Annotated in this window: 22 protein-coding genes; 5 read left to right on the top strand and 17 right to left on the bottom strand. The window is 62.4% G+C overall.

What is annotated here, in order from left to right:
• Positions 1-106: 106 nt before the first annotated feature.
• Positions 107-1,060 (top strand): DUF1559 family PulG-like putative transporter, encoded by a 954-nt coding sequence (locus V5E97_RS02830; RefSeq protein WP_406697775.1) that lies wholly within the window; start codon positions 107-109, stop codon positions 1,058-1,060.
• Entirely contained in the window at positions 1,060-1,476 is a 417-nt protein-coding gene (locus V5E97_RS02825) for a hypothetical protein (protein WP_406697774.1), read from the top strand. Before V5E97_RS02830 ends, V5E97_RS02825 begins: the two co-directional genes overlap by 1 nt.
• A gap of 171 nt (positions 1,477-1,647) precedes the next feature.
• Here the strand turns inward: V5E97_RS02825 and V5E97_RS02820 are convergent, their stop codons facing one another.
• From V5E97_RS02820 to V5E97_RS02810, 3 genes are read right to left on the bottom strand one after another with little or no spacing between them, the layout of a single operon-like run.
• Complete coding sequence (locus V5E97_RS02820; RefSeq protein WP_406697773.1) at positions 1,648-2,127, bottom strand: YpsA SLOG family protein; 480 nt, start codon at positions 2,125-2,127, stop codon at positions 1,648-1,650.
• 16 nt (positions 2,128-2,143) lie between these two features.
• Entirely contained in the window at positions 2,144-3,133 is a 990-nt protein-coding gene (locus V5E97_RS02815) for a diacylglycerol/lipid kinase family protein (protein WP_406697772.1), read from the bottom strand.
• Between the two features lie 20 nt (positions 3,134-3,153).
• Entirely contained in the window at positions 3,154-3,771 is a 618-nt protein-coding gene (locus V5E97_RS02810) for an SCO family protein (RefSeq protein WP_406697771.1), read from the bottom strand.
• A gap of 198 nt (positions 3,772-3,969) precedes the next feature.
• Between V5E97_RS02810 and V5E97_RS02805 the strand changes: the two genes are divergently transcribed.
• Complete coding sequence (locus V5E97_RS02805) at positions 3,970-4,509, top strand: hypothetical protein (RefSeq protein ID WP_406697770.1); 540 nt, start codon at positions 3,970-3,972, stop codon at positions 4,507-4,509.
• Positions 4,510-4,822: 313 nt separating this feature from the next.
• Here V5E97_RS02805 and V5E97_RS02800 read toward each other — a convergent pair whose 3' ends face one another.
• The 7 genes from V5E97_RS02800 to V5E97_RS02770 form a co-directional block, all read right to left on the bottom strand.
• Positions 4,823-6,022, bottom strand: a complete 1,200-nt coding sequence (locus V5E97_RS02800; protein WP_406697769.1) for a selenium-binding protein SBP56-related protein — start codon at positions 6,020-6,022, stop codon at positions 4,823-4,825.
• A 58-nt stretch (positions 6,023-6,080) separates the two neighbouring features.
• Positions 6,081-6,518 (bottom strand): DUF2784 domain-containing protein, encoded by a 438-nt coding sequence (locus V5E97_RS02795; RefSeq protein ID WP_406697768.1) that lies wholly within the window; start codon positions 6,516-6,518, stop codon positions 6,081-6,083.
• Positions 6,519-6,673: 155 nt separating this feature from the next.
• Positions 6,674-7,867 carry a galactokinase gene (galK, locus tag V5E97_RS02790; RefSeq protein ID WP_406697767.1) on the bottom strand — a complete coding sequence of 398 codons (1,194 nt, stop codon included), beginning with the start codon at positions 7,865-7,867 and terminating at the stop codon, positions 6,674-6,676.
• Between the two features lie 101 nt (positions 7,868-7,968).
• Positions 7,969-9,105, bottom strand: a complete 1,137-nt coding sequence (gene metK / locus V5E97_RS02785) for a methionine adenosyltransferase (protein ID WP_406701117.1) — start codon at positions 9,103-9,105, stop codon at positions 7,969-7,971.
• Positions 9,106-9,509: 404 nt separating this feature from the next.
• Complete coding sequence (locus tag V5E97_RS02780; RefSeq protein WP_406697766.1) at positions 9,510-10,550, bottom strand: DUF1559 family PulG-like putative transporter; 1,041 nt, start codon at positions 10,548-10,550, stop codon at positions 9,510-9,512.
• A gap of 202 nt (positions 10,551-10,752) precedes the next feature.
• Positions 10,753-10,947 carry a hypothetical protein gene (locus V5E97_RS02775; RefSeq protein WP_406697765.1) on the bottom strand — a complete coding sequence of 65 codons (195 nt, stop codon included), beginning with the start codon at positions 10,945-10,947 and terminating at the stop codon, positions 10,753-10,755.
• A 1,477-nt stretch (positions 10,948-12,424) separates the two neighbouring features.
• Positions 12,425-13,255 (bottom strand): hypothetical protein, encoded by an 831-nt coding sequence (locus V5E97_RS02770; RefSeq protein WP_406697764.1) that lies wholly within the window; start codon positions 13,253-13,255, stop codon positions 12,425-12,427.
• 95 nt (positions 13,256-13,350) lie between these two features.
• On the opposite strand from V5E97_RS02770, the gene V5E97_RS02765 reads away from it, so the two are divergent.
• A complete protein-coding gene (locus V5E97_RS02765; protein WP_406697763.1) occupies positions 13,351-16,167 on the top strand; it encodes a tetratricopeptide repeat protein in 2,817 nt (938 codons plus the stop codon).
• 100 nt (positions 16,168-16,267) lie between these two features.
• Here V5E97_RS02765 and V5E97_RS02760 read toward each other — a convergent pair whose 3' ends face one another.
• From V5E97_RS02760 to V5E97_RS02730, 7 genes are all read right to left on the bottom strand, one after another.
• Positions 16,268-16,621 (bottom strand): carboxymuconolactone decarboxylase family protein, encoded by a 354-nt coding sequence (locus V5E97_RS02760; protein WP_406697762.1) that lies wholly within the window; start codon positions 16,619-16,621, stop codon positions 16,268-16,270.
• Positions 16,622-16,647: 26 nt separating this feature from the next.
• On the bottom strand, positions 16,648-17,394 hold the full coding sequence (locus tag V5E97_RS02755; RefSeq protein ID WP_406697761.1) for a 2-keto-4-pentenoate hydratase: 747 nt from the start codon (positions 17,392-17,394) through the stop codon (positions 16,648-16,650).
• Between the two features lie 86 nt (positions 17,395-17,480).
• Positions 17,481-20,312: a PSD1 and planctomycete cytochrome C domain-containing protein gene (locus tag V5E97_RS02750; RefSeq protein WP_406697760.1), complete on the bottom strand. Its 2,832-nt coding sequence runs from the start codon at positions 20,310-20,312 to the stop codon at positions 17,481-17,483.
• 57 nt (positions 20,313-20,369) lie between these two features.
• Positions 20,370-21,821 carry a DUF1501 domain-containing protein gene (locus tag V5E97_RS02745; protein WP_406697759.1) on the bottom strand — a complete coding sequence of 484 codons (1,452 nt, stop codon included), beginning with the start codon at positions 21,819-21,821 and terminating at the stop codon, positions 20,370-20,372.
• Between the two features lie 88 nt (positions 21,822-21,909).
• Positions 21,910-22,572, bottom strand: coding sequence for a hypothetical protein (locus tag V5E97_RS02740; RefSeq protein WP_406697758.1), 663 nt, complete (start codon positions 22,570-22,572; stop codon positions 21,910-21,912).
• Between the two features lie 76 nt (positions 22,573-22,648).
• Positions 22,649-22,918: a hypothetical protein gene (locus V5E97_RS02735; protein WP_406697757.1), complete on the bottom strand. Its 270-nt coding sequence runs from the start codon at positions 22,916-22,918 to the stop codon at positions 22,649-22,651.
• A 343-nt stretch (positions 22,919-23,261) separates the two neighbouring features.
• Positions 23,262-23,888, bottom strand: coding sequence for a TetR/AcrR family transcriptional regulator (locus tag V5E97_RS02730; RefSeq protein WP_406697756.1), 627 nt, complete (start codon positions 23,886-23,888; stop codon positions 23,262-23,264).
• A gap of 408 nt (positions 23,889-24,296) precedes the next feature.
• Between V5E97_RS02730 and V5E97_RS02725 the strand changes: the two genes are divergently transcribed.
• Positions 24,297-24,938: a hypothetical protein gene (locus V5E97_RS02725; RefSeq protein WP_406697755.1), complete on the top strand. Its 642-nt coding sequence runs from the start codon at positions 24,297-24,299 to the stop codon at positions 24,936-24,938.
• The last annotated feature ends 29 nt before the right edge of the window (positions 24,939-24,967 follow it).

Raw genomic sequence — 24,967 nt, 5'->3', positions numbered from 1 at the left:
ATTGGTCAAGATAGAGGGTTTCAAACTTGACAATATCGATCGGGAATCAGATGATTGGTGCAAGTGAAATGGCATTCAAGGCGGGTTTCTCAGAGGAGAATTGACGATGCGGAATGCACGGGAGCCGGTGGTTCGCCTTGAGACTCCGACGACTTGCTGCCGCCGGGCTGGGTTCACGTTGATCGAACTTTTGGTCGTGATTGCAATCATCGCGGTTTTGATTGCGTTATTGCTCCCCGCGGTGCAGGCAGCCCGTGAGGCGGCGCGACGGATTCAGTGCACGAATAACCTGAAGCAACTCGGCTTGGCGTTGCATAACTACCATGACGTGCACGGGCGGTTCGCTCCCGGATCGACTGGGGTCACGAATCCGGGCGGCTACCAATATCGTCAGCCGTTCATCACGTCGCTCCTGCCGTTCGTCGAACAGGGCAATCTCAGCAACAGCTTCAACTACAACCTCTCGTTCCAGGAAAACCAGAACTCCACGACCCGAGCGTCCCGGGTGAACGCGTTTGACTGCCCGTCCGATCAGCAGGTCGTGTTCACGAACAACGGTGGCGGCGTGAGCGATGTCAAGGGAAACTACGGGGTCAACTGGGGCCAGAACACGTATAACGACCAGGGCTTGCCCGCGCCTTTCGCCTTGAACTACGGGGCCTCGCTGGCCGAGTTGACTGACGGGACGACCCAGACGTTTTTGATGGCCGAGTTGGTCCAGACGCCGCATCCGGCGGGTCAGCCTGTCGCGACGATCGACCGTCGCGGCCGAGTCTGGAGCGAGCAACCTTCCTCTCACCAGATTTCCACCCGTCTCGCTCCCAACAGCCAGACGCCGGACTATGGCGCGTGCTGGGTCGCCTTCAAGGCGCCTTGCAATCGCAACACCGGCGACGGTCCGAATCATTACATCGGTTCACGGAGCGTTCACCCCGGCGGAATCAATGTGCTCTTCGGCGACGGCTCGATCCGTTTCATCAAGGATTCGATTTCTTTGCCGACCTGGCGGGCCCTGAGCAGCCGGGCCGGCGGCGAAGTGATCAGCGGAGACTCCCTCTAATGCGTACCGAAACCAAGCACCGTGATGGCTCGGGCATGGTCAACCTCGCCCGGGGTGTGGCGCTCGCCGTCTCGTGGGGCATGGTCGGTTGCGGCGACGAGGGACCAGCCCGGCAGCCCGTCTCCGGGGTCATTACGCTCTACGGTAAGCCGCTCCCCTCGGGTTCGGTCACGTTCGCCCCCCTGGACGGCACGACGGCGGCCACTGCGGAGATCCGTGACGGTGCGTACCGGATCGGTCGTTCAGAGGGTCCGGCACCGGGCCGTTACCAGGTCGAGATCAACGCCGTGAAGCCGACCGGGAAACGGATCAAGCACCCCGACCTCCCTTCCGAGACGATCGAGGAGGTCCGGAACGTCATCCCGACGAGCTACAACGTCGAGACGCAGCTTGCGATTGTGGTCACTCCGGACTGAGAGAACGCGTTTCCGTTCGAACTGACCACGCCGAGACGAGTTGCTTCGCGACCCCGGCGCCGTTGAGAGAGAGTCTGCTCCGGCGGCCTGGTCTGGGCAGCTACCAGGTGAGGGATCGATCGTGCGGGATGGGGAGAGGGCATTCGATGCCCTCTCTTTTTTTTTGGAGGGCTACTCGACGCGCCTGGCCACTCTTCGCAAGGCGGCGAAGGTGTGATCCAGAAAGGCCTCAACGAGGGGGCCGATGCGCGGGGCCCGCGAGGCGCGAGCGCCGGAGACGACGAGGGTGGCCGTCTCGAACACGCTGAGCCATGCGACGACTTCCGCGGGCGTCGTGAATCCGGGATTGATGGTGAGGAACGGCTTGGCCAGTTCGCGGCATGCGGCGAATGTGTCAGCGGCCTCGGGGGAGTCTGGGTCTCCGAACCAGAAGAGGCCGTCGGCCCGGCGGAGATTGGCGCGGATCCGCCGAGCGTCATCCATGGGGAACTCGATCGCCCCATGGAGCGCGCCCACTCGTGGCGCGGGGCCGTCCTCGGTCATGAACCCGCGCGGCATGTATCCGGCCGTCACAATCCCGGCCCGGCGCGCCGCTGCCCAGGCCGCCTGCTCTGCCCCCGTCTGTCCGCCCGTGACGACTTTCTGGATCATGCCAACCTTCTGGATTTCAATCCGTTCCCAAGGGGGAGAATGGCAGCGGGATTTCAGTCCCGTTGTGTGGCGGCACGATCACGCGGAGGGTCCGGGGGACGACCGTCACCTCGACGGGAGTCTCGCCGATGATCTCGCCGTCAGCCTGCACGGGTAAGGGACGCTTGGTGGTGATGACGACGCGCTGGTCGGCGGACAGGTAGCGGACGTTGCTGTCCTGCTTGTGCTGGCCGAGGATCACATGCCAGGCCAAGGTGATGTAGTTCCAGAGCGAGCGGGCCCGAACGATGCAAACATCGACCCGGCCGTCATCGAGGTGGATATCCGGTCCCCAGCGAAAGGGAGGCTGGCCGAGGATCCCGCAGTTGGCCACCACGACCTGCGAGGCACGCGAGCGAACCGAACGCCCATCACTCTCGATGAGAAAGTGCCGCGGCTGGAACCCGATCAGGCGGGTGAAGGCGGTCCAGAGGTAGGCGACGCGACCGAACCGTCGCTTGGCCTCGCGAGGGGTGTCGCGGATCATCATCGAGTCGATGCCGACGCCGACCTGGGTGAAGTAGCACTGGTCCTTCACCTTCATCGCGTCGATCGCCGTGACGGCGTGCGCTCCGGCCAGAAGCTGGCAGGCCCCCTCCAGGTCGATCGGGATGCCAAGCTCACGGGCCAGGACGTTTGCCGTACCGAGCGGGAGGATTCCGAGCGGAGTCTCCAGCCCGACCAGGCCGTTGGCGACCGCCGAGACGGTCCCGTCTCCCCCGCCCGCGACGATCAGGTCATAACCCCCCTGCTTCGCTGTCTCGCGGACCAGTTTTGGAATCGCCTCGCCGGGGGCGGTCTCGTAGATAGTGTAGGGAGCCTCGGCCCCCTCGCCCGCCGCCGCGCCGCGCTTGGAAAACGCTTCCGCCAACGCCTGGCGCACGGCCGCCGCCGCGCCCTGGCCGGCGACCGGGTTGAGGATCACGAAGGCTCGTTGCGAACGGGGGGGAGCGGTGTTAGCCAACAACGGATCAGTCCTCGGGCCTGTCAGCGGTCCGCCGATTCGGCGAGCACGGTTTGGACGTCATGCAAGACGGACGCCGGCTTGAGGAATTCGAGGTTGTAGATTTCCCGCTGCCGACCTTGAGGATCGATCAGGAAGATCCGCGAAGGGTGGTCCAGTGTACCCGAAGGGCCGATCTTCGCCCACATCCCCCAGGCGGCCACCACTTTGGCCACCCGGTCCGGGGAGCCGGTCAAGAAGTGCCAGGCGGCCGGGTCCGCGTTGTAGTTCCGGGCGTAGGCGGCGAGGGCCTCGGGCGTATCGCGCTCGGGGTCGAGGCTGATCGAGACGAACTCGACCTGCTTCGACCAGAGCCCCGCCTCCTTGAGCGCTCGCTGGACGCGAGTCAGGTTGAATGTCGTCGCCGGACAACTGCCGCTACAGGTCGTGTAGATGAAACTGACGACCACCGCCTTGCCCCGTAGGTCGGCCAAGGCAAACGGCTTTCCCGCCGCATCGGTCAAGGCGACCGAAGGCGCGGGGCCGATGTCGGCCAGGGAACTCGGTGGAGATGGCTTCTCGGCGGCGAAGCCGAAGAGCGGTGCGGAGAAAAGGCAGGCCAGGAACCAGGTTCGGATCGTTCGGTCTTGGGGTATCCTCATCGTCGCTCTCTCCTTGGTGCGCTCGATTCGGGAGCCTCCGTGAGCCCGTCTTGGTCCGGATCGAGGATTGGTCCAATACTGCCAGACTAATGTAACGAGGGCTTCGGGGGACACTGCCAGAGTGCGGACCTGAATAAGCTGGAAGAACAAGTTCGTAGGCGGCGAGGCCATCCGCGAATCCCCAGCAGGAGATGCTTCATGGCGGATGAAATTCCCGACTCCTTGAAGGCGGCCCGAGAAAGCTTGCTTCTTGGAGTGAGGCTGTCGAAACAAGGTTCTTATGCTCGACGGGCACCCAACCCGGATTCATTGCCTTACTTCGCACAGGCTCATGATCTACTCGCGGAGCTTTTGAATGAGCAGCCTGACCATCGGGAAGCCTTGGTAATGATGTCGCAGATTTCAGAATGCCTCATGGACTTCAGCGCTGCGCTAAGCTTCCTGGCCCGAGCATTCGACGCAGGCGAACCGAAGTCGAAGAAATTGCTTAAGCGACTCGCCTTGTTGCGCGAGAATGCCACAGCTTGGCGAGACCTGGGGCTCACTCCGGAAATGCTAGGTATGCTCGGCAATCATTTAGAAGCCGAAGGCGTGGGGCCTGCCCACGAAACGTTGCAGCTAACCCGAGACTGGTTGACTGCAAATCATATCGGCGACCCTGAAATTGTCGTTGCGGCTTTGGAACGACGAGGGGCATTCTCAGATTTTCAGGTCCTCGCGAACGTTGTCTATGGTTGATAAGCCGAAAGGACAGCCAAAATAGGAAACGGTCGAACCATGTGCGGGCGGCGACCTGGGCCGGTAATGGGGGCGGTCAGCGACGGCTCGCTCCTTGAGGACAAAAGGACTCCGGCGGCCACACGTTCCGCCTGGTCCGGCGTGTCCCCCATGGCCTGGCCTGCCAGTACGCCAATGCCTCGAAGCCGGCGTAGTCTTCGAGGCAGCCGCCCCGCCACGGCCAGACGGCCACGTGGCGGGAGGATCGTCATGTCGATTCGCTTTGCCGCGGTGACCATGTCTGAAGTCGCTCCTCGGCCTCGAACGGGACCGGTCAGTTGATGAGCATGTCATGTCCCCGCGCTGGGCCGGTGGGGAGCTTGTTCAGGTCAACGTTGAAGAACGGGTCGACCTTCATGCCATCAGGGCCGACGTGGACGAGGCGGACGAAGAACCGGCCGGCGTGGTCCAGGGTCGAGAGCAGTGAGTTGGTCACGTACATCCGCTTGCCGTCGCCGGTCAGGTGCATCATGTTGGGCTGAACGACCGGGGAGACGGTGCTGAAGAGCTTGGGCTGGTCGGGGTCGGTGACGTCCCACTGCTGGATCAGGTTGTCGCCGAAGCAACTCACGAACAGGTAGCGGTCGTCGGGGCTCTGCCGCAGGTCGACCGGGAACGCTCCGGTCTGGGCGATCTTCTTGAACTCGTAGGGGCCGTCGGACCGGCCTCGAAAGAGCCAGATCGAGTTGTCGAGCGCGCAGTTGGTGAACCCGTAGTTGTTCTCGGGCTTCAAGCTCCAACGCACCTCCAAGGGGGCGAGCCCTGCCTTGCCGACTTGGAGCGGCTTGCGCTCCTTGAAGTCCCAGACGACCATCTCGCTGCCGAAGTCTTTCATGTCCATCTGCGCCAGCGGCTTCTTGTAGTTTCGCCGCGGGGTGAAGCTGCTGGAGACCATTCGGTTCAGGCCGGGCTTGATGGCCACGTCGTAGCCGTAAGGGGCCTCTTTCGGATTCTCGATCCGGCGGATGAACTTGCCGTCGTTGGTGAACTCGGCCATGCCGGCGGGAAGTCCTCCGTCGGCCGCCCCCAGGAAGTTGACCAGCATTCGGCCCGGCAGGGCGTAGTAGGTGTGGGGGCCCGAGAGCCCTGTCCTCTGGGGGATCTCTTCGAGGACCGTTTCAATCCTCGGCTTCGCCGGGTCGGTGGCGACGTCGATGATCCAGACCCGGCTCGAGAGCAAGCCTCCCGCCCAGATCCGGGTTCGGTCATCGGTGAAGCCCCAGTGATGGGTTTCGTTCCCCTTGGTCCCGAGATCCAACGTGTGAACCAACGTCCCGTAGGCTGAGCTGTCGGGATTGACGTCGATCACGGCGACGAAGTCGTTGTCTTTCGCGTCCGCATCCACGCAGAAAACGTAAAGAAACTTCTCGGGGCGATCGAGCCGCTTCACGAACGGAGAGAGGCACGTCTCGGCTGACGTTGACGTCGAGAGGAGCAAGGCGGCCAGCAGCAAGAGGGGGCGAGTTCCTGACATCGGACACTCCTTCACGCGGGAGATGAGCCGGTTGGGCACGCGCCCTGATCAAGAGAGGTCAAGGAGCGTGAGGGGTCGTTTCTTGGTTCGTTGCGACGGTCTGCCGCCAGGGCCAGCGGGGCGGGCCCAGGAGAAAGGCGCCCGCGACGGCCAGGCCGAACAGGGTGTAAGCGACGTTGAACACCCATGGCTCCGCCTCGAAGAAGATCAGGTGGTGCGCCCAGTAGCCGATGAATGCTCCCGGGTAGGTCTGCTGCCCTGCCTGACGCCGCAGTTGGTTCTCCAGGATCGTCAGCGGGCACATCATCCCGGCCAGCGTTTGCGCGGTGACGACGGCGATGGCGGCCAGGTGCAGGGACCGGAACCAGAAGTTCCGCACCCAAGACCAACCTAACACGAGGCCGACCACGATCGCCACCATCCCGAAGACGACGAAGGCCACGAAACAGGCGTGAAAGACGACAACAAGGTCGGCCAGGATACGTGCCCAGGGCATTGATGATTCTCCGGTGAAGCTTCCCGTTGGTGAGAGTCCCTTCTCTGTACCCTGCGGATTGGCGCTGCGACCGTGCCAATTGTTCGCCCGAAGTGGCCGGTTGTGAAGGCGCGACGGGGCCTGACAATTCGGCCAATGTCCTTTGGAGATCCGGGTCAGAGCCCGGAGGCGCCGGCGGCGGCGTGGCAGATGTGGACGTCCGGCACGATGGCGGTCCGCCTGGTGTAATGGTGACGGACCGCGGCGGCGAAGTCGTCCGCTTTCGTCGCCTCGACGAGGTTGACCGTGCAGCCCGCCCAGCCTGCGCCCGAGAGCTTGCCGCCGAGATAGCCGGGGGCTTCCTCGGCCGACTCGATCAGCGTCTCGAGGTACGATGAGCTGTTGGCGAAGTCGTCACGGCTTGAGGCGTGCGAATCCGACATCAGGTGGCCGAGTCTCGCGGAGTCACCGGCGCGGAGCGCCTCGACCCCCTGCCGGACCCGCTCGTTCTCGGACAGAACGTGCCGGGCGCGGATCCGCCCGACCGTGTCGAGCCGGCTCCAGGCGTCCTGCAACTCCTCGAGCGTCACGTCGCGGAGCCAGGTGACCGCCTCGGGGCCGCGCTTGGCCTGGAAGAAGGCGACGACCCGCTCGCACTCCGCGCGTCTCTGGTTGTACATCCCGTCGGCCAGTCGCCGCGAGGTCTTCGAGTCGCAGATGACGATCGCGGGTGGCGGCGAGCCCAGGGAGAGCCGCTCGTACTCGAGGCTGCGGCAGTCGAGGCTCAACGCCATGCCCGCGCGGCCGAAGAGGACGGAGAACTGGTCGAGAAGCCCCGACTGGACCCCGACGAACTCGTTTTCGCCCCGTTGGAGCCGCTTGGCCAGGGCCATTCTCGCAGGGTCGTCGAGGTCGGCGGTCTGGCCGGTCACACCTGCCTGCAGCAGGAACAGGGCCAGGGCCGCCTGAAGGCTCGCGGAGCTGGAGAGGCCCGCTCCCAAGGGGACGTCACCAGCGATCGCCGCCTGGAACCCTCCTTGAAACGGCCCGTGAGCTTCTCGGAGCGTCCAGACCACGCCTCGGACATAACGACCCCACGCCCCCGGCGCGTCGGTTTCGAGAGCCTCGAGGTCGAACCGGTCCGGGTCCGGGAACCCGGTCGAGCGGACTTGGCCCTCGCGCTCGGGGATGCTCCGGCCGGCAATGACCGTGCCGCGGTCGATGGCCGTGGCCAGGACCAGGCCGCCATTATAGTCGGTGTGGTTGCCCAGCAGTTCGACCCGGCCGGGAGCCTGGGCCAGGACTGTCGGCTCGAGGCCAAACGCCTTGGAATACGCCGCGCGTGCAGCCTCTGATAATGGCGACGGCATGAAAAGCCTACGTCAAGGAAGAAATAAAAAACGAAGCCCGTCTTCCCGGGAGAAAACGGGCTTCGGTCGGGAATGTTGAGGATCCGTTCGATCCGACTCGATCAGGCGGTCGCCAGGCTGCCGATCGCCTTGCGGAGGGCATCGGCCTTGTCGGTGCGCTCCCAGGTGAACTCAGGCTCCGAGCGTCCGAAGTGGCCGCCGCTGGCGGTCTTCTGGTAGATCGGGCGGCGCAGGTCGAGGTGCTTGATGATGCCCGACGGGTTCAGCGGGAAGGTCTTGCGAACCAACTCGGCGATCTGGGCGTCGGCGATCTGCCCGGTGCCGAAGGTGTCGACGTGGACGCTGACCGGTTCGGAGACGCCGATGGCGTAGGCGAACTGGATTTCGCAGCGGTCGGCCAGGCCGGCCGCCACCACGTTCTTGGCGACGTAGCGGGCCATGTAGGCGGCCGAGCGGTCAACCTTTGTGGGATCCTTGCCGCTGAACGCCCCACCGCCGTGGCGACCCGCGCCTCCGTAGGTGTCGACGATGATCTTGCGGCCCGTCAGGCCAGCGTCACCGCAGGGGCCACCCACGACGAACCGGCCGGTCGGGTTGATGTAGTACTTGGTCTCGGCGTCGACCATGTCCTTGGGCAGCACGGGCAGGATCACCTGCTCCTTGATGACCTTGCGGATCTCTTCGATCGGCGTCTCATCGGTCTGGGTCGAGACGACCACCGCGTCGATCCGGACCGGCTTGCCGTCGACGTATTCGACGGTGACCTGGCTCTTGCTGTCAGGGCGGAGCCACTTGATCGTGCCGTTCTTGCGGAGTTCGGTGATTCGGTTGATGATTCGATGCGCCAGGGCAATCGGCATCGGCATCAGTTCGGGCGTTTCGTTGGCGGCGTAGCCGAACATCAGGCCCTGGTCGCCGGCCCCGATGTCTTTGCCCTTCTCGGCGTCGTCGTTGACCCCTTGGGCGATGTCGGGCGATTGCTTGCCCAGAGCCACCATCACCGCACAGGTCTTGGCGTCGAAGCCCATCTCGCTGGAGGTGTAGCCCACCTCTTCGACAACTTGCCGGACCACGCTGGCGTAGTCGACAGACGCCGTGGTCGTGATCTCACCCGCCACAACCACCAGCCCGGTCGTCAGCAAAGTCTCGCACGCCACCCGCGCTTTCGGATCCTGCTTGAAGATCGCGTCGAGGATGCCGTCGGAGATCTGATCGGCCATCTTATCAGGATGGCCCATCGAGACCGACTCGCTCGTGAACAGATAACGGTCTTGTTGGGGCACGGAAATGTCTCTCCTGCAACCTCTGATTGGTGGAATGGGGGCGGTGGGTTGGTTGGCGTCCTCCGCCTGGAGATCCTGGCGTCCCCTGCCAAGGGCGTTTGCGTGATAAGTCTATCAGGGGCATGGGGATTATGTAAAGGTGGCCCGGATGATCTGGTTTTGCGGGGCGATTCTTGGTGCGACTCTTCACCAAAGCTGGCTTCGGCATCGAGACGTGAGGGAGGAGCACTGATTTGCAGCGTTGATCCATTGGAAATTGAGAAAGGGGGGAAGCCAGACGGCTCCCCCCCCCTTTTTTCTTCTTTTTTTGCTTTCGATCGATTCCGGGTTCCTTCGCATCCGCGCAATGAGGCGGCAGCTCAGTACGAGTCGGAGCTGATCGTTTCGCCGCCGTCGCGGGTGCCGAGCGCCCACCAGGTCACCTGCGAGATCGAGTCTTTGATGAACCGGACGCTGCCGTCGCCCAGCAGGGTATTGACACCGCCGGAGTGGTTGCTCGACGCCTTGGTGAAGTGCGCGTTGCCGGCCGTGCTGCAGCAATCCAACCGGCAGTAATTCCAGCCGTTCTGCTTAGAGTTGGGGGTGACGATGGTATTGAACATCGTGTATCCCTCGATCCCGTTCGCCCAGTAACGGCCGCGATCGATCCCGATGTTCGAGCCGGCCTGCCAGGCGGTGTTACAAGCGGTCAGCGCCGCCTGGATCGCGGCCGGGTTCGTGCCGGCGCTGATCATTTGCTGGATCGTCGAGGTGTCGCCGCCGGCGTTGCCGACTCCATTCGCCGGCTTGCGGATCGCGCCACTGGCATAGTCGCTGGCCAGGGCTTCGGAGAAGGCGATGGTGTTGCTGCTCCCATCCGTGAGGCTCTCGATCCCGTAGGCCATTCGGAAGGTGAACATCCCCGAGCTGCCCGTCCGGTTGTTCGCGGGGGTCGTGCCCATCGAGCCGTGGTAGCTGTTGAGGTTGGTCTGGCCCGCGTTGCTGTCGGAGGGGCAAAGAAACGCAGCGACCTTGGAGTTGGCCGCCGTGGAGTTGATCGGCCCGGCGGTGGTCCCACTGGCGTTTCGGCAACCGTAGTTGAAGTTGATCGCGTTGTAGAGGGCCGTCTGCTCCATCGCGGGCAGCATCAGGGCCTGAGCCCCCCAATTGTTCCAAGAGGCCTGGGTCGTCGGGCTATCGGCCGCCAGCGACGCCCCCAGCGGGAAGACGTTGTTGGAAGACAAATAATTGTGCATCGCCAACCCAAGCTGCTTGAGGTTGTTCGTGCACTGCGAACGACGGGCCGCTTCACGTGCCGCCTGCACGGCCGGCAACAGCAACGCGATCAGGACGGCGATGATGGCGATCACCACCAAGAGCTCGATCAGCGTGAATCCCCGCTTAATGCTTCGACTTGTCATGCTCGATCCTCAGCAAATTAGGAAAGATGAACATCTCGACGATCAATTGATCGCCAAGCTGGCCCTTCGGCGGGCCGCCTGCCCTGAATCCTCAAAGGCCATGGCAGGACCTTCGGACGTGGAACCTGTCCTGTCCGGGAACAGAAGCGAGCCGGAAGCGGGCGGTCGAGGGGTGACCGTGTGCCTGGTTTGGTGTGAGGGCCTACTTTTTGCGGGATTTCGCTTTCGATTTCTCGAACTCGATCATCTGCTTGCGAATGTCCTCGTCCTGCGGCGTGGGCCCCGGTGTGGCTTGCGTCTCGCTGCTGGCTCCGCCGCAACCGGTCAGTGACATTGTGAGAAGCGGGAGTGTCAGGTAGGCGCAATAGCTGATCAAAAGGATTCGAAGAGAACGCACGATGGGGATAACCTCTTGCAAGAAATAACGAAAGAAACAGACCGGGAGCGATCCGGCCCGCGTCAGTCATGCCCTGATTAAAAAGGACATTAACTGATGAGGATGTAGTTTGATTTTTTTCGACCTCTTGAGAGATCGCGATTCAGGTAAAGCGGGTGAGCCGTCTCAGGGAGGAATCACCAGGCTTTGGTGGAGCAGTCCCCAGGGGAAAATCCATTTTTTTTAAGTTCTCGCTGGTCTCGCACTTCTCACGTGAGCTCCGATTCTGCGGAGTGGTTCATGAGAAGACCGAGCGAGTCAGGATGCACGTCCCGAGTGCATGGATCATGGAAATCATACACGGATCAGGCAATTTCTTCCATGGCTTTGTCGAGCCAACCCACGCCTGAGAAGTGGGGTGAGGGGGACTTTTTGGAACATAAAGCTTGAATAGACAATGACCTGAGACGTTGTCGTTGTGAGTGTAGAATTACTTGAAATTTTTTGAAACCTGCAGGGATTCGATTGTTCTCAGGTCTGTGATTGTCTGTCTTGAACGTGCGGCCGGTTGTGAGGGGGCGAGGAGCCTGTCACGCTATTTCTGTCCATTGGCGCAAGGGGTTTTCGACGAAATTCAGTCGTTCGGCCGGCCCGGCTGTTATTCCAGGCGAGTTCAAGCAATTGTCAGAGGGCCAAGGGCACTTGTCGGAGCCACCTTGGCCGGCCTTGCCAATTGTCGGCCTGCTTTTCGCCCTGTTGCGGATCATTGGATAGAGATTCAAAGCGACGTGGTCGGCGAACCATCGCCTCAACTTATCAGTGCTCGATGCCCATTCGACCAGGTGGGCGTACCGTCGGTGGGACTCCGGCCAGGAGACGCCGAGGGACGGCTGGCGACGTTCTCGATAACGTTTGCCCGAGGCCTCGGCTCATCAAGGCCGCCTCGTTCAACCAGGGCGCAGGGGCCGGCGTGAACCGTGTGCACGACCCAGTCGCTCAGGCTCGAACCGAGTAACGCTTCGCCGAACCCGTTTCTCCCTAACGTCAACGCGGCTGGCCTTGGCATCATCGTCGGCCTAATAATTCCCGTAGGGTGGGCACGGCCCACCATCTTAACCACCCTTGGGGCAAGGAGATCGGGATGATGGACCGTGCCCGCATTACGGGAGGGATTCGAGCCTTGCCGCGAACCGATTTGCGAGTTGATGATGACTTTTTGACGGTTTCAGCGAGGCTTTACGAAATAAAAATCAACGATCCGCGACGGAGCGAAAGCACTGATGATTCTTGCGGTTTCCGCCACAGGTTGGTTTTCAGTAGCACGGCCGGCCCGGCCGTAATTCCCTCGGGGTCGGCGCGAGTCCGAGGAATGGCCCTGGACCGAGGGGGATACGGCCGGGCCGGCCGTACGACGGATTCGACCGAGCCGGAAATCTATCGAGGTTCGCGCTCGGTCACGGATCGTAGAAGAAGCATAAGGAAATCCGTGAACGTCTGCTCAAAAGCCCGTCTCTTCGAGACGTTGCTTGTCGCGGGCGCGGCGATACCAGCACCAGAGGAGCCGGTGAGTTGAGTAATCCAGGAGGGCTTGTGAGCTCGGAAAGGCCGACTCGGCCGGGTCTTTGTGCTCCACGATCGACTGAGTGAGCGGAGTAACGTCGGCTTGCTCGGCTCGGGCGCAGAGGTCGGCCAGGAACACGGGGAAGTTTTCCGAGGCTTTGGGGCTCAGGCGGTCCCCCAGGTAGGCGTAGTTCATCTGGTTTTCGATGATTCGAAAAGCGATCAGAGGGTCGCGTCGGACGATGATCGCCTCGCCGACCGGGTCGCGAAGGACTCGGCTCGCTCGTTTGCTGCGGTCGGGCGGCTTGCCGACCCGGAGCGTGATGGCCCGGAGCCCCACGGCCAGTGCGGCGGACCATGTCGGTGGGCTGGCCTTGCGGAAGACGTCCTCCGTGTCGATCCGCCCGGCACTGATCAGTTCGATTCGATCCCAGGGAACCCAATGAGTCGCTTCGCCGTGGAGTCCTTGGACTCGGAAGCCTTCCGGCAGACAGGCGGCGGTGTGGATCTTGCGAGGGGGGACGATGTCGGGGAACTGGTCGACACGCCACGCCTCGGCCGGCACGCCATACTCGAACAGACCGTCGAGCAGGGATCGCGTCTCGGCCTCGGTCAGCGGCTTGGGCCAGACCCCAGGGGCCCGCGCAATCCATTGCATGGCGTCGGTGGGGTGAATGCCCGTCACCTTGCAAAAGAGGTCACGGACCCCCTGAGGGTCATCCACTTCCTCGAAAACCACCAGACGGTACATGGGTTTCGTGTTGGCCATGGTTCGACCTCGCCTTGATCCGTGTCGCCGCATGCGATTCGGTGGTTCATTTCCTCCGTCCCCTATGTTAGCGTGGAAAGGAACAGGAGGTGGGTATGCTCGGCGAAATTCTACTGACTTTGCTCGTGACGATGGTGGCCGGAGCCGACGGGCTCGATGAGGCCCGCCGGCTTTTGCAGACTGGCCACTACGCCGAGGCTCAGGAGGCGTACGAGGCGATTCTCAAGGAGGCCGACCTCCCCGCGCCCGCTCGCGCCAAGGCCGTGCTCGGCCAGGCCGACTGTCTGGCCAGCCAGGGAGAGGTTGAGAAGGCCGTCGCTGTCTTGACCGACCTTGCCGCGCAACAGCCCCAAAACGCCGATCTCGCCGCCCGGGTGGCCGACTTGCACTTCGGGCGCGGCGACTGGGAAGCGGCCGTTGCGGCAGCGCAACAAGCGCTCAAGGCCGATCCCAACCACATCGCCGCGCGTTGGGTCGAAGCCCGCCTCCTGGAGGCCCGGGGCGAACTTGATCGAGCGGTTGACGCCTGGAAGTGGTTCGTCGACCGGTACAACGAACGCCAGGCCGACATCGTCAAGGACGCCGAGGCGCTCCTGATCGTCGGCCAGGCCTCCGAGCGTTATTTTCGGGCTATGGCGCGCGGGGACGAGCTGAGCGAGTCGCTCAACGATGTGATCAACCAGATCTACGAAGCCGCGCTCAGTGCCGACCCCCGCTGCTGGCAGGCCCCCTGGCTCGAGGGTCGCTTGTTCCTCTCCGGCTACAACGAGGCCGCGGCGGCGAAGGAACTCGCCCGGGCCTTGGAGATCAATCCGCTGGCCGCCGAAATCCTGGTCACACTCGGCAACGCCGATCTCCAAGGATACAAGCTGGCCGCCGGTCGAGCCAAGGTCGAAAGGGCCCTGGCGATCAACCCGCGGTATGCCCCTGCACACATCTTGCTGGCCGACCTGAACATTTCCGACGAGCGCTTTTCCGACGCCCTGGCCGCCGCTCAGAAGGCGGTCGCCGAGAACCGACACGATCAGGACGCCCTGGCCCGACTCGCCGCCTCGTCCCGCTTGCTGGTCGATCCGGTCGGCGCTGCGGTCGTCGAGGCGATCGCCCTGGCCGATAACCCCAGACCGGCCACCTTCTACGCCGCCCTCGGCGAGCGCTTGGCTGACCGTCGCAAGTACCACTCGGCCGAACGCGCCTTCCTGCTCGCCGCGGCCGCCGACCCCAGGCGTGCTGAGGCTCCGATCGGTCTCGGAATGCTCTATATGCAGATCGGCCGTGAGAGCGAGGCTCGCGACCTCTTTCAGGCCGCCTTCGCCGCGGACCCGTTCAACGTCCGCGCCAATAACCAGATGCTCGTGCTCAAGCACATGGCCTCGTATAAGCCGATCCTCACCGAGCATTACAGCGTCCTGGTCGACCCCAAGCAGGACGAGCTCCTGGGCAAGTACATGGGGCGCTACCTCGAGTCGATCCACGGCGAGCTGACCACCCGATTCGGCTATTCCCCGCCCGAGCTGACCCAGATCGAGATCTTGAAGGATCACACGTGGTTCAGCGGCCGGACGATCGGCCTGCCGTTCATCCCGACCGTCGGCGCCTGCACGGGCAAGGTGGTCGCCCTGGCCAGCCCTCGCGCCACCGGCAAGCCATTCAACTGGGCTCGAGTGCTCAAACACGAACTCGTTCACGTCATCACCTTGCAGCAGACCGACTTCAACATTCCGCACTGGTACACCGAGGCCCTGGCCGTCGAGAGCGAAGGGTTCCCTCGCCCTCAGGAGTGGAACAAACTCCTCCTGGAGCGGGTGCCGAGCCGATCGAAGCTCCTCAACCTCGACACGATCAACCTTGGCTTCATCCGCCCCAAGGAACCCGACGACCGCCAGATGGCGTATTGCCAGGCTCAACTCTACGCGCAATACATGCTCAAGCGATTTGGCTCCGACGCCTTGATCAAAATGCTCGGCGCCTACCGCCGCGGCCTGACGACCGACCGGGCGATCGCCGCCTGCTTCAATGTCGAGAAGGCCGACTTCGAGGCCGAGTACCTGACCTCGCTCGACGAGGTGGTCAAGACGATCCGGACCCGGGTCAACGACGAGAAGCCGATCAAGTTCTCACAGCTTGAGCGGATGCTCAAGGACAAGCCGGACGACGCCGACCTGAACGCTCGGATGGCCTACGAGCACTTTGCCCGACGCGACCTCAAAGAGGCCCGCCCGTTCGCCGAAAAAGCGCTCAAAGCCGTGCCCCACCAACCCCTGGCCAGCTACGTCAAGGCGCGCCTGCTCGTCACGATCGGTGACGAAGACGCGGCGCTGGCGGTTCTCGAGCCGGCCCTCGACCCGGACAAGCCCAACGAGCGGGTGATCGACCTCCTGGCCGAGCTCCAAATGAAGGCAGGGAAGCTCGACGAGGCTGAGCGACTCTACGAGATCGCCCGCCGTGACGACCCGGTCCACACCAAGTGGATCGCCGGCCTGGCCCGGGTTCACCTGCGGCAGAAGAACGACGCCAAGTTCCTGACCGACCTGGCCATGATCGCCGACAACGACGCCGACGACCTCGACGTCCGCAAGGCGCTGGCCGAGCGACACCTGGCCGCCAAGCAGCCCGACCAGGCCGAGAAATGGGCGATGGAGTGCCTCTACGTCAACGTCTACGACCCCGCCTGTCACACCTTCCTGGCCGATGCCCTGGCCGCTCAGAAGAAGTTCGCCCCGGCCATCGAGGAATACCAGACCGCGATCGACCTGAAAGCCAAGCGACCCAACGACCTGAAAGTCCGGCTCGCCAAGGCCCAACTCGGCCTCGGCAACCGCAATGCGGCCAAGGCAACCCTCGACACCTTGCTCAAGGACGACCCCGACCACCCCGAGGCCAAGGAGCTGCGGAAGGAAATCGGCGACTGAGCGCAGACTTTACAGCGGTTTATGCGTGGATTGCTCCACCTTGGGACCGCAGACGTATGAGGTTTGGTCGAGTTCCGCCTGCCAAAGCTCGGGGTAGTCTTCATCCCTCTCCCCTCCGTGCTGTGGTCTCCCTCTCGGCGGCCGGCGGTTGCTCAGCCGAACAGAGGGGACCACATTCCTCGGCCGAAGCTGCGTCGGCGATGCGGAAGCCCTCCCGCGCCGTGGCCGCGGCGACCCCGGCGTTGACGGCGGACACGATCGCAACCAAGGCATTCAGCAGGTCGTCCCCGATGCCGGCCTCCCGTGCTTTCTCGATTCGGCTCCGAGTACAGACCTGGCAGCCGCGAGTCATGGTCACGGCCAGTCCCACGAGGTGCTTCTCCCGATCGGTCAGCAGTGACGTCTGGTGCGTCTTCGCTAGGAAATCCAACACCAATGTGCCGTCGTACCCCATTTCCTGGACTCCGGTCGTTTGTGGAACTAGGGATCGATCTTGACGCAACTCGCTCCCAAGGGCGGCGTTTCGACGACGATGCGGCTGCCAGGGGCAACCGGAAACAATCTCATGGGCGAACCGGTCAGGATCACCTGGCCCTTGCAAAGCTGTAGTCCGAACTGCGCGAGCCGGCCGGCCAGCCAACGCAGCGATTCGATCGGGCAGTGAGACCACGCGGCATCGTCCACTGACCCGACGACCACCTCGTTGATTCGGACGCGAAGGCTGCTCGCAAAGGGCTGCAACCTCGGGTGGCTTGTCTCCGTTTCTGCTAGCACGAATCCCGCGTGCATGCCGCCGCTCGCGATCAACCAATGACCGGGAGCCCAGGTGGCGGGAAGGACAAAGTGGTGCAACTCGATCACCGGAAACAGATCGGCGATAGCCTCTCGACACTCCTCCGCTGACGGGGCCTGTCTGGGCAAGTCCTTGGATAGCCGCACCGCCAGCTCCCCCTCCACGGCCAGGTTGGCATAGCGCGTGGACGAGAGATGCACGCCATTCGAATGACATCCCGTGGCGAAAAGCCTGCCGAAGATCGGCTCCTCGACGCCCAACTGCAGCTGGATTGCTCTGCTCGTGCAGCCGACCTTGTAGCCGATGACTCTTTCCCCGCGTTGCTCACGCAGCCGGGCGATCTCCGCCTGAAGAGCGTATGCCTGGACGGTCGTCATGTCGAGCGGTTTGTCAACGCCCCGGCCCGGTGTCCTGGCGTCGTAATCCGCCAGCATATGCCGAGCCATTTCCTGGATGCAAACGGCCATCATTCCACGCCCTTCGACTGCTGATGCATAACACCTATTCATTCAAAGAGACTTCAGTCAACAAACATTAGCTCGTTCGTCATCAGCAAGACCTGGGCATAGCGTTCCTGGGGAGTCAGCGGCTGCTTCTGGGGCGTCTCCTCGGTGCCCGTTGAAGCCGACGTGCCTTGGAGGAAACGCAGCCCCCTTTGGATTTCTTCCGCGGAGGGATCGCGTTGATAGACACGTTGATAGAGGTCGCGAACCCGCTCTGCTTTGTCGTTGAGCCGTTGGAAGGAGGGCCGGTCCACCATCCTGCACGCTTGTTCCATGACAAAGGGGCTGTTCAGAAAAAAGAGCGATTGTTGCGGCACGGTGGTGGCGTCACGCTGGGCCGTGGACAGATCCGGGTTGGCAAAATCGAAGACCCGGTAGAGCGCAAGCAAGTCATTGCGATCAATGGTTCCATACACCGTGCGGCGATTGGTGAAGCGGCCTTCCCGCTGCTTGAGCAGATCAACCGGACGTCCCCCCTGGGAATGGTCCAGATTGCCCGCAACCAACAGGAGCGTGTCCCTGATCGATTCGAAGTCGAGTCGCCGGCGGTTCATTCTCGAAAGCAGCCGGTTATCTGGGTCCAACGTCTCGTAGCGCAGGTTGTTATCGCTCTGTTGCTGGTAAACGCTTGACAGCATCAGCACACGGTGTAGTTTCTTGAGCGACCAACCATCCTCGATGAACCGCCAGGCAAGGTAGTCCAGCAGTTCGGGATGGCTCGGTGGATCGGAGCGTAACCCAAAGTCGTCGGGAGTCGCCACCAGACCGGCACCAAAATGATGGAGCCAGAGGCGGTTCACCATGACGCGGGCCGTGAGGGGATTCTCTCGGCTGGCGATGGCTCGGGCCAGTTCCAGTCGGCCGCTGCCGCGGCTGAACGGCTCCCGTACGTCTCCCGACAGAATTGCCAGAAACATGCGGGGAGCCTCCTCGCCCAGCCGGTCCGGGTTCCCACGGATGAACACCCTGCTGTTCGCCGGTCGCGGACTGTCCACGAGCGCCATGGCTCGCAGGGGAGCGCCCGGATGATTGGCCTCAAGTCGATTGATTTCTGCCTGGAGTGGTCCCAACTGCATGAGCGCCGTCGTGCTAAATAACTGCCGCATCAACTCGGTTGGCAAGTTGCCGGGGCTGTCCTTGCCGTAAAAGACCTGGCGCAGCGCTTCCTGCTCGGCGTCAGGCAGTGTCTGGGGGGAGGCTGAGTTGGTCTCCCGATCGGCCTCGCTCTGTGTCTCTTGCCATCGCTTGTCCGCGTCCTCGAACAGCTTGTCGTAGCGCTCCGCCACATCCTTCAAAGAGGTCGGTGGTTCGCCTGCAAAAGCCTGGGCCACCAGAGAGTTCACGGGATGGACGAAAGAGTTGGCCGCGATGTTGGCCGACAGTGTTTTGGCCCGGTCGGCGAATTCCGAACTCGGCAGTGCCGCAAAGGCGAACCACGGAGCGAAGATCGGATCGGACTCCCGGTTCATTTTTTCCAATGCCCTCAGCCAACGCGTGGCCCCGGCCTGGAGGATCTTCCGGTCGCTCAACCCAAAGTTTTCCTTGATCAGTTCGGCCAATTTGGCCGGTTCCCGGCTTAAGAGCAGGCACTTGGCTGTTTGCCGGCGGTGCTGCTTGAGGACTTCCGCCTCCTGCTTGCGGATGAAGTTATCCAGCTTCGCCTGGAGTGACTCGCGTTTTGGCACATACTCCGCGTACGCTTTCGGATCGAGTGCGATGCCGAGGAGGGGCAGTTCGTCCGGCGCGACGGAACTGGCGAAGACGCCGTGGAGGGCGTAATAATCGCGGGTGGGGATCGGATCGTACTTGTGATCGTGGCACCGCGCGCAACTGACCGACAGCGCCATCGTGCCGCGCGTGACGACGTCGATCCGGTCGTCGATCGTATCGTGGAAGTTCTCGAACTGCCGGCCTAGGGTCAGGAACCCAAGACCGGCCAGCGCTCGTTTGTTCTCGCCGAGGCCCAGTTGATCCGCCGCAAATTGTTGGAGAAGGAATTCATCGTAAGGCAGATCGTCGTTGAACGCGCGAATCACGTAATCGCGATATGTGAAGGCGTAGGGACTGTCGGTCGTGGCGTATCGGGCCACATCCAGCCAGTGACGGCCCCAGCGTTCGCCGTAATGGGGCGAGGCGAGCAAACGATCCACGACTGTTGCGAACGCGTTGGGGGACGTGTCCGCCACGAAGGCCGCGACTTCCTCCGGTGTCGGCGGCAACCCGATCAGGTCATAAGTCGCCCGCCGGATCAAGGTTCGTTTGTTCGCTGGTCGCGCCGGCTGCATTCCAGCGGGTTCGAGTTTTGCGAGAATGAACGCATCAACCGCTGATTGCCCCCAGCGTTGATTCTTGACCGTTGGAAGTGCGGGTCGCTTCACCGGTTGGAAGGCCCAGTGCGTGCGCGCACTCGCCCTGATCTTATCCTCCTGAACGCCCGCTCGCGGCAGCGGCGCTCCCATTCTCACCCACGCTTCGAGATCGGCGACCTGCGTCTCGGTCAGCCTTTTGCCGTCAGGCGGCATGCGCAGGTCTTCCTCCTTGTAGCGCACGGCCTTAATCAGCAGGCTTTTCTCGGGGTCGCCGGCCACAAAAAATGGGCCAGAATCGCCTCCTTTGAGTAGCCCCTCCTGGCTGTCGAGCAGCAGCCCCCCCCTGGCCTTCTTGCTTTCTTGGCTATGGCACTGATAACACTGGTTTGCCAAGAGCGGGCGAATCTGAGTTTCAAAGAACTCGACGCCCTTGGCGTCACTACCAGCAGGCGGAGCCGCGCGGAGCACGGGAGACGTACCGGCAACCAACCACAGCGTCAGCAGGAGCCAACTCGCATGGCTCCGGTACGATCTTCGCACGGGATTCCTCCTTCACCTCGGAATGTCTCGCGTGTCGCTCGCCGCGTCGTCAGGATGCTAAGCAATCAGTTCGTGCACCACTTCGCCGTACACGTCTGTGAGGCGAAAATCCCGGCTGGCGTGGCGGTAGGTCAGCTTGGTGTGATCGAATCCGAGCAGGTGCAGAATCGTGGCGTGGAGGTCGTGGACGTGGACCTTCTGCTCGACCGCCCGAAAGCCGAATTCGTCCGTACTGCCATGCACGTACCCGCCTTTGACGCCGCCGCCGGCCAGCCACATGGTGAAACCATGATGGTTATGGTCGCGACCGTTGCCCTTCGTGTTGTTGGGGAGGCCCATCAGCACTTCCACGGTCGGAGTGCGGCCGAACTCCCCTCCCCAAATGACCAGAGTGTCGTCAAGCATGCCCCGCTGTTTAAGGTCTTTCAGCAATGCACCGATCGCCTGATCGCACTGCCTGGCCATACTGCGGTGCCCTAATTCCAGGTTCTGGTGGTGGTCCCAATCGCTGCCGACCCAGGCCTGCACGAAGCGGACTCCTCGCTCTACCAGTCGGCGCGCGATCAGGATCTGCCGGGCCTCGGCGCCTTCTCCGTACATTCGGCGGATCGACTCGGGTTCCCGACGGATGTCGAACGCCTCCGCCGCTTCCAGTTGCATGCGCGAGCCAAGCTCAAAAGACTGGATGCGGGCCTCGATCTGTGCGTTCCTGTCGCGCTCCTGGCGGTGACTTTCATTGAGTTCCCGCAAGAGTTCGAGTTGCCGGCGCTGGTCCGCGTGGGAAATCCGCGGGTTGGTGGTATTCTCAATCAGCTTTTCGATCTGCGTATACCGGGTGTCGATATACGTTCCCTGGTAAGCGCCCGGCAGAAATCCTGCCCGCCAGTTTTGGGCACCGCCGTTGCCCGGGTATCCGCCGGGACGCATTGCGACAAACCCGGGGAGGTTCTGGTTCTCACTGCCCAACCCGTAGGTCACCCAGGACCCGAGGCTGGGCCGGATCAACCGCGCGTCCCCGCAATTCATCAAGAGGATCGACGGGATGTGGTTGGGCACGTCGGCCTGCATGGAACGGATCACCGCGATGTCGTCGATGCACTCCCCGACGTGGGGGAACAGTTCGCTGACCTCGATCCCGCTCTGCCCATAGCGCTGGAACTTGAAGGGGGACCTCATGACGGTCCCGGTTCGGCGTTCGGTGACCTGGTGGATGCTCTTGGGGAGTTGCTGGCCGTGGTGTTTGTCGAGTGCCGGTTTGTGGTCGAAGGTATCGACGTGGGACGGCCCGCCGCTCAAAAACAGGTGAATCACTCGCTTGGCCTTGGCGGCAAAGTGCGGTTGCCCCGGCACCAGAGGCGCGTCGAGGCTGCTTGCCGGGCGCGGTGCGTCCCCGAACGCGTCGCCCATGACGCCTGCCAGTGCCAGCGCGCCCATGCCCATACCACCGCGGCAGAGCAAGTCCCGGCGGGTCAGAAAGCGGTCTTCCCATTGTGGTTGGTCATGGCGCATCGGTTTCTCCATCGTGGCAGGAAACTCTGTGGGAGACAGCGAGCGGAAAGCCGGGGCGCGTTCGGCAGGCGCCCCGGCGGTGGCCTTGTCACTCGTCGAGAGCCAATGGCTTCCCGAGCATCTCTTTCCATTGCTTCTTCTGCGCGTCCGTGAGAAGGGCCTCGATTTTGCCCTCCTGTTCCTTGCGGATCTTCATCACTTTGGGCCGGATTTCCTCGGGATTACCACCCGACTCGGCCTCTTTGATGAGGGGTGCGACCTTTTTATGCAGTTCCTGGACGACCGCCATGAATTGCTTCCGTTGTTCGTCCGTGATCTTCAGGTCTCTCGCAATCTCCGGCCCACCGTGGAACAAGGCCAACGCCCCCTCCTGCTGCAACACCAGTTGGTGCAGACGCTTGCTCTGGTCTTCCTTGAGCGTTGCCTTCAGCACCGAGGTCAGTTTCTCTTGCTCCTTCTGCCGGAAGGCCTGGTGCTTTTTCTCGCGTTCCTGCCCGTTCAGGCCCTCGAGCGATTGGAAGAACTCCATGATGTCCGGAAGCCGTTCCCGGAGGTGTTCCTCCACCTTTTCCTTCTGCTCGTCGGTCAGCTTCAGTTCCTCCTGCACGGCGTCGCGGAACACCGTGAAGGGGCCGTGCAGGTTTCGCGCGATTTCCTTGCGCGCCTCCTCGGGGATGTCCTGGGCGGAAGCCTGTGCGCACACGAGGCCGAGGAGCACCAACGCACCGACACCAACTTTCCGTTTTTGCATGGTTCTCTTTCCTTTTGCGATCGGGGGTGATGGACGAGGGACGCCACCGTTTTCGCTTCGATCAGCGGGTCGCCCTTCAGGAACTTTCGACCCGCTGCTCAACAAGAGCGGCGACTTCCGAATCGAGGCGGTAGTAGCTGAAGCTCGGGAAGGCCAGATACCTTGTCTCGTTCTCCGCCTTTACGGCATCGGAAGTCGCCGGTTGCTTCGAGTTCTGTCCCGACGCAGAACTGGCAAGCAGCATCGCCATGACTTCAATAACGAATAGACGAATTGTAAAATGCTCGGTAATGTTGATGCTTTGATTGAAGTCGGAGTGAACTGGTGCTTTGTGGGCAGAGTTCAATCACACAATGATTGGTGGCCGCCGTGGGACCAGAGGAAGCACTCCGCGTCCGCGGGCCTTCCTCATCGCTTTATGCAATGGATGACGTGTCGGTCATTTTTCTTCCTGTGGAAGTGACTCTGTCGTCACGTCACCGGGTTTTTCGCCCGGGTCCGTCAACCCTGCGACGTTGCCACGGTGTCAAACGAGCCAGCTCATGCGAAGGCCCAAAGACAGGGCGCTTACGCTCCCCGCTCGCCTTTCAGGCGAGCGAAATCCAGGGGACTACCGTTTCGGTGAGGCTCCTCGGGAAAAACAAACCAACCGGTCTGTCTGCTTATACCCGAAAAAAAACCGCCAGGTTTCACGGTCCCAGGCATTGCTTGAGGTGCTCTTTCAGGTACGCCAATTGCCGAGGGAGCAGCTCCGCGTCGCCGAGTGTGCGAGCCTGCATGATCGCCCCTTCTATGACCGTGACGATGTAGCGGGCCAACTCGCTGGTATTCGTCTGCCGCCCCGCGCGCCCCTGCCGTGCCTTCGCCTCCAGGTAGGGGAGGAACTCCTTCGCCATCTCGTCGAAGCACTCGGCCAGACGTTTGCGAAATCCGTCGTGACAATCGCTCAGGGCCGTGCTCATGTTGCCGATGATGCACCCCCCTTTGCAGCCTTCCCGGCGACGGACCATTTCCTGAATGGCGTCCAGCCGCCGGAAGACTCGCTGAAGCGGATCAGCCTGCTTGGCGAGCGGCAATTCTTGTTCGATTGCATCGAGCAGTTGTCGGCGTTGCTCCATGTGCCAGTCCAGGACCGCGAAGCCCAGGTCCTCCCGGTCACGGAATTGGTGGAAGAACGCGCCCTTCGACACCTGTGCGGAGGCCAGGACCTCTTCCAACTTCGAGTCGTGATACCCTTTGAGGGCGAACAGGCGGGCCGCCGCCTGGAGGATCTTCGCTCGGGTTTCCAGCGCGCGCGGTTGAGTGACTTCCTTCATCGGCGCTCTCACAAAACAGGACGGTTGGTTTGTTATTGTGGCCACTTCGGGGGCGCTGGTCAATCGTTCCCCTTCTTGGTCCACGGTCCTGAGTGGCGGTTTCGCCTTGATCCCCTGGTGTTGGCGACCGCGTCTGCAACAGGAGGGCTCACCAATTTTTGGTGAAAGCCGGCGAATAGAACTGAGGGCGGGTCGAGTCCAGCCTGCCAAAGCTCGGGATGGTGGCAGGATCAAGCCGATTCTGTGAATTGATGGAACAACGTATTAATTATTGGTTGTGAATTGTTGTGTTAGTGTTGCCGCTGGAACAACTTGTTGAAGCCGGCCGGCTGTCGTGTAGGATGAGAGAGTGTGAATCCTGTCGGTGATCCGCGGCCGATGAGTTCGCAGACCCTTTGGGAGGGAATTATGTATCAGTTCTTTCTGATCTGCGCGACGATCGGCGGGACCATTCTTCTCTTGCGCCTGGCTCTGTCGTTGGTGGGGCTCGGGTCCGAAGGTCTCGGCGGCATCATCGGCGACCTGGGGGACGCCGAGTTCGACGCAGATTTGCCCGAAGACGCTTCTGCCGACTCAATCGAGGGTGGGTACGACCACGGCCACCACCTGGAACTTGGGCGGATCTTCACCTTTCAGGCGATCGTCTCGTTCCTGGCCTTCTTTGGGATCGGCGGGCTCACGGCGCTGGAGGCGAAGCCGAACGCGACCGTGGCGGTGCTCGTCGGCACGGCGACCGGCGTCGTGACCGTCTCGCTACTGGGGTATGCCCTGCGGTTGCTTCGTAAACTCAATTCCGATGGCACGGTGCGGATCGCGCAATCGGTCGGGCTGGGGGCGACGGTCTACCTTCGGATCCCGGCCAATGGCGGCGGCGAGGGGAAGATCACGCTGCCGATTCAAGGGCGAACGATCGAGGTTCTCGCTCGCACACCCGGCCCCTCGCTTCGCACGGGCGATCCGGTCGTCGTCAGCCGGGTCATCGACGAACAGATTGTGGAGGTGGTCGCCCCGCAGGATGCGATCTTCAAGCCGGCCCCTTTTCCTGAATAAGCCCGATCGAATTTTATAACGAGTGAAGT

It is taken from the genome of Singulisphaera photorubra, from assembly GCF_045290345.1.
Lineage (GTDB): Bacteria > Planctomycetota > Planctomycetia > Isosphaerales > Isosphaeraceae > Singulisphaera.
The sequence above is the reverse complement of the archived record's forward strand: the minus strand, read 5'-3'. Positions and strand labels throughout refer to the sequence as shown.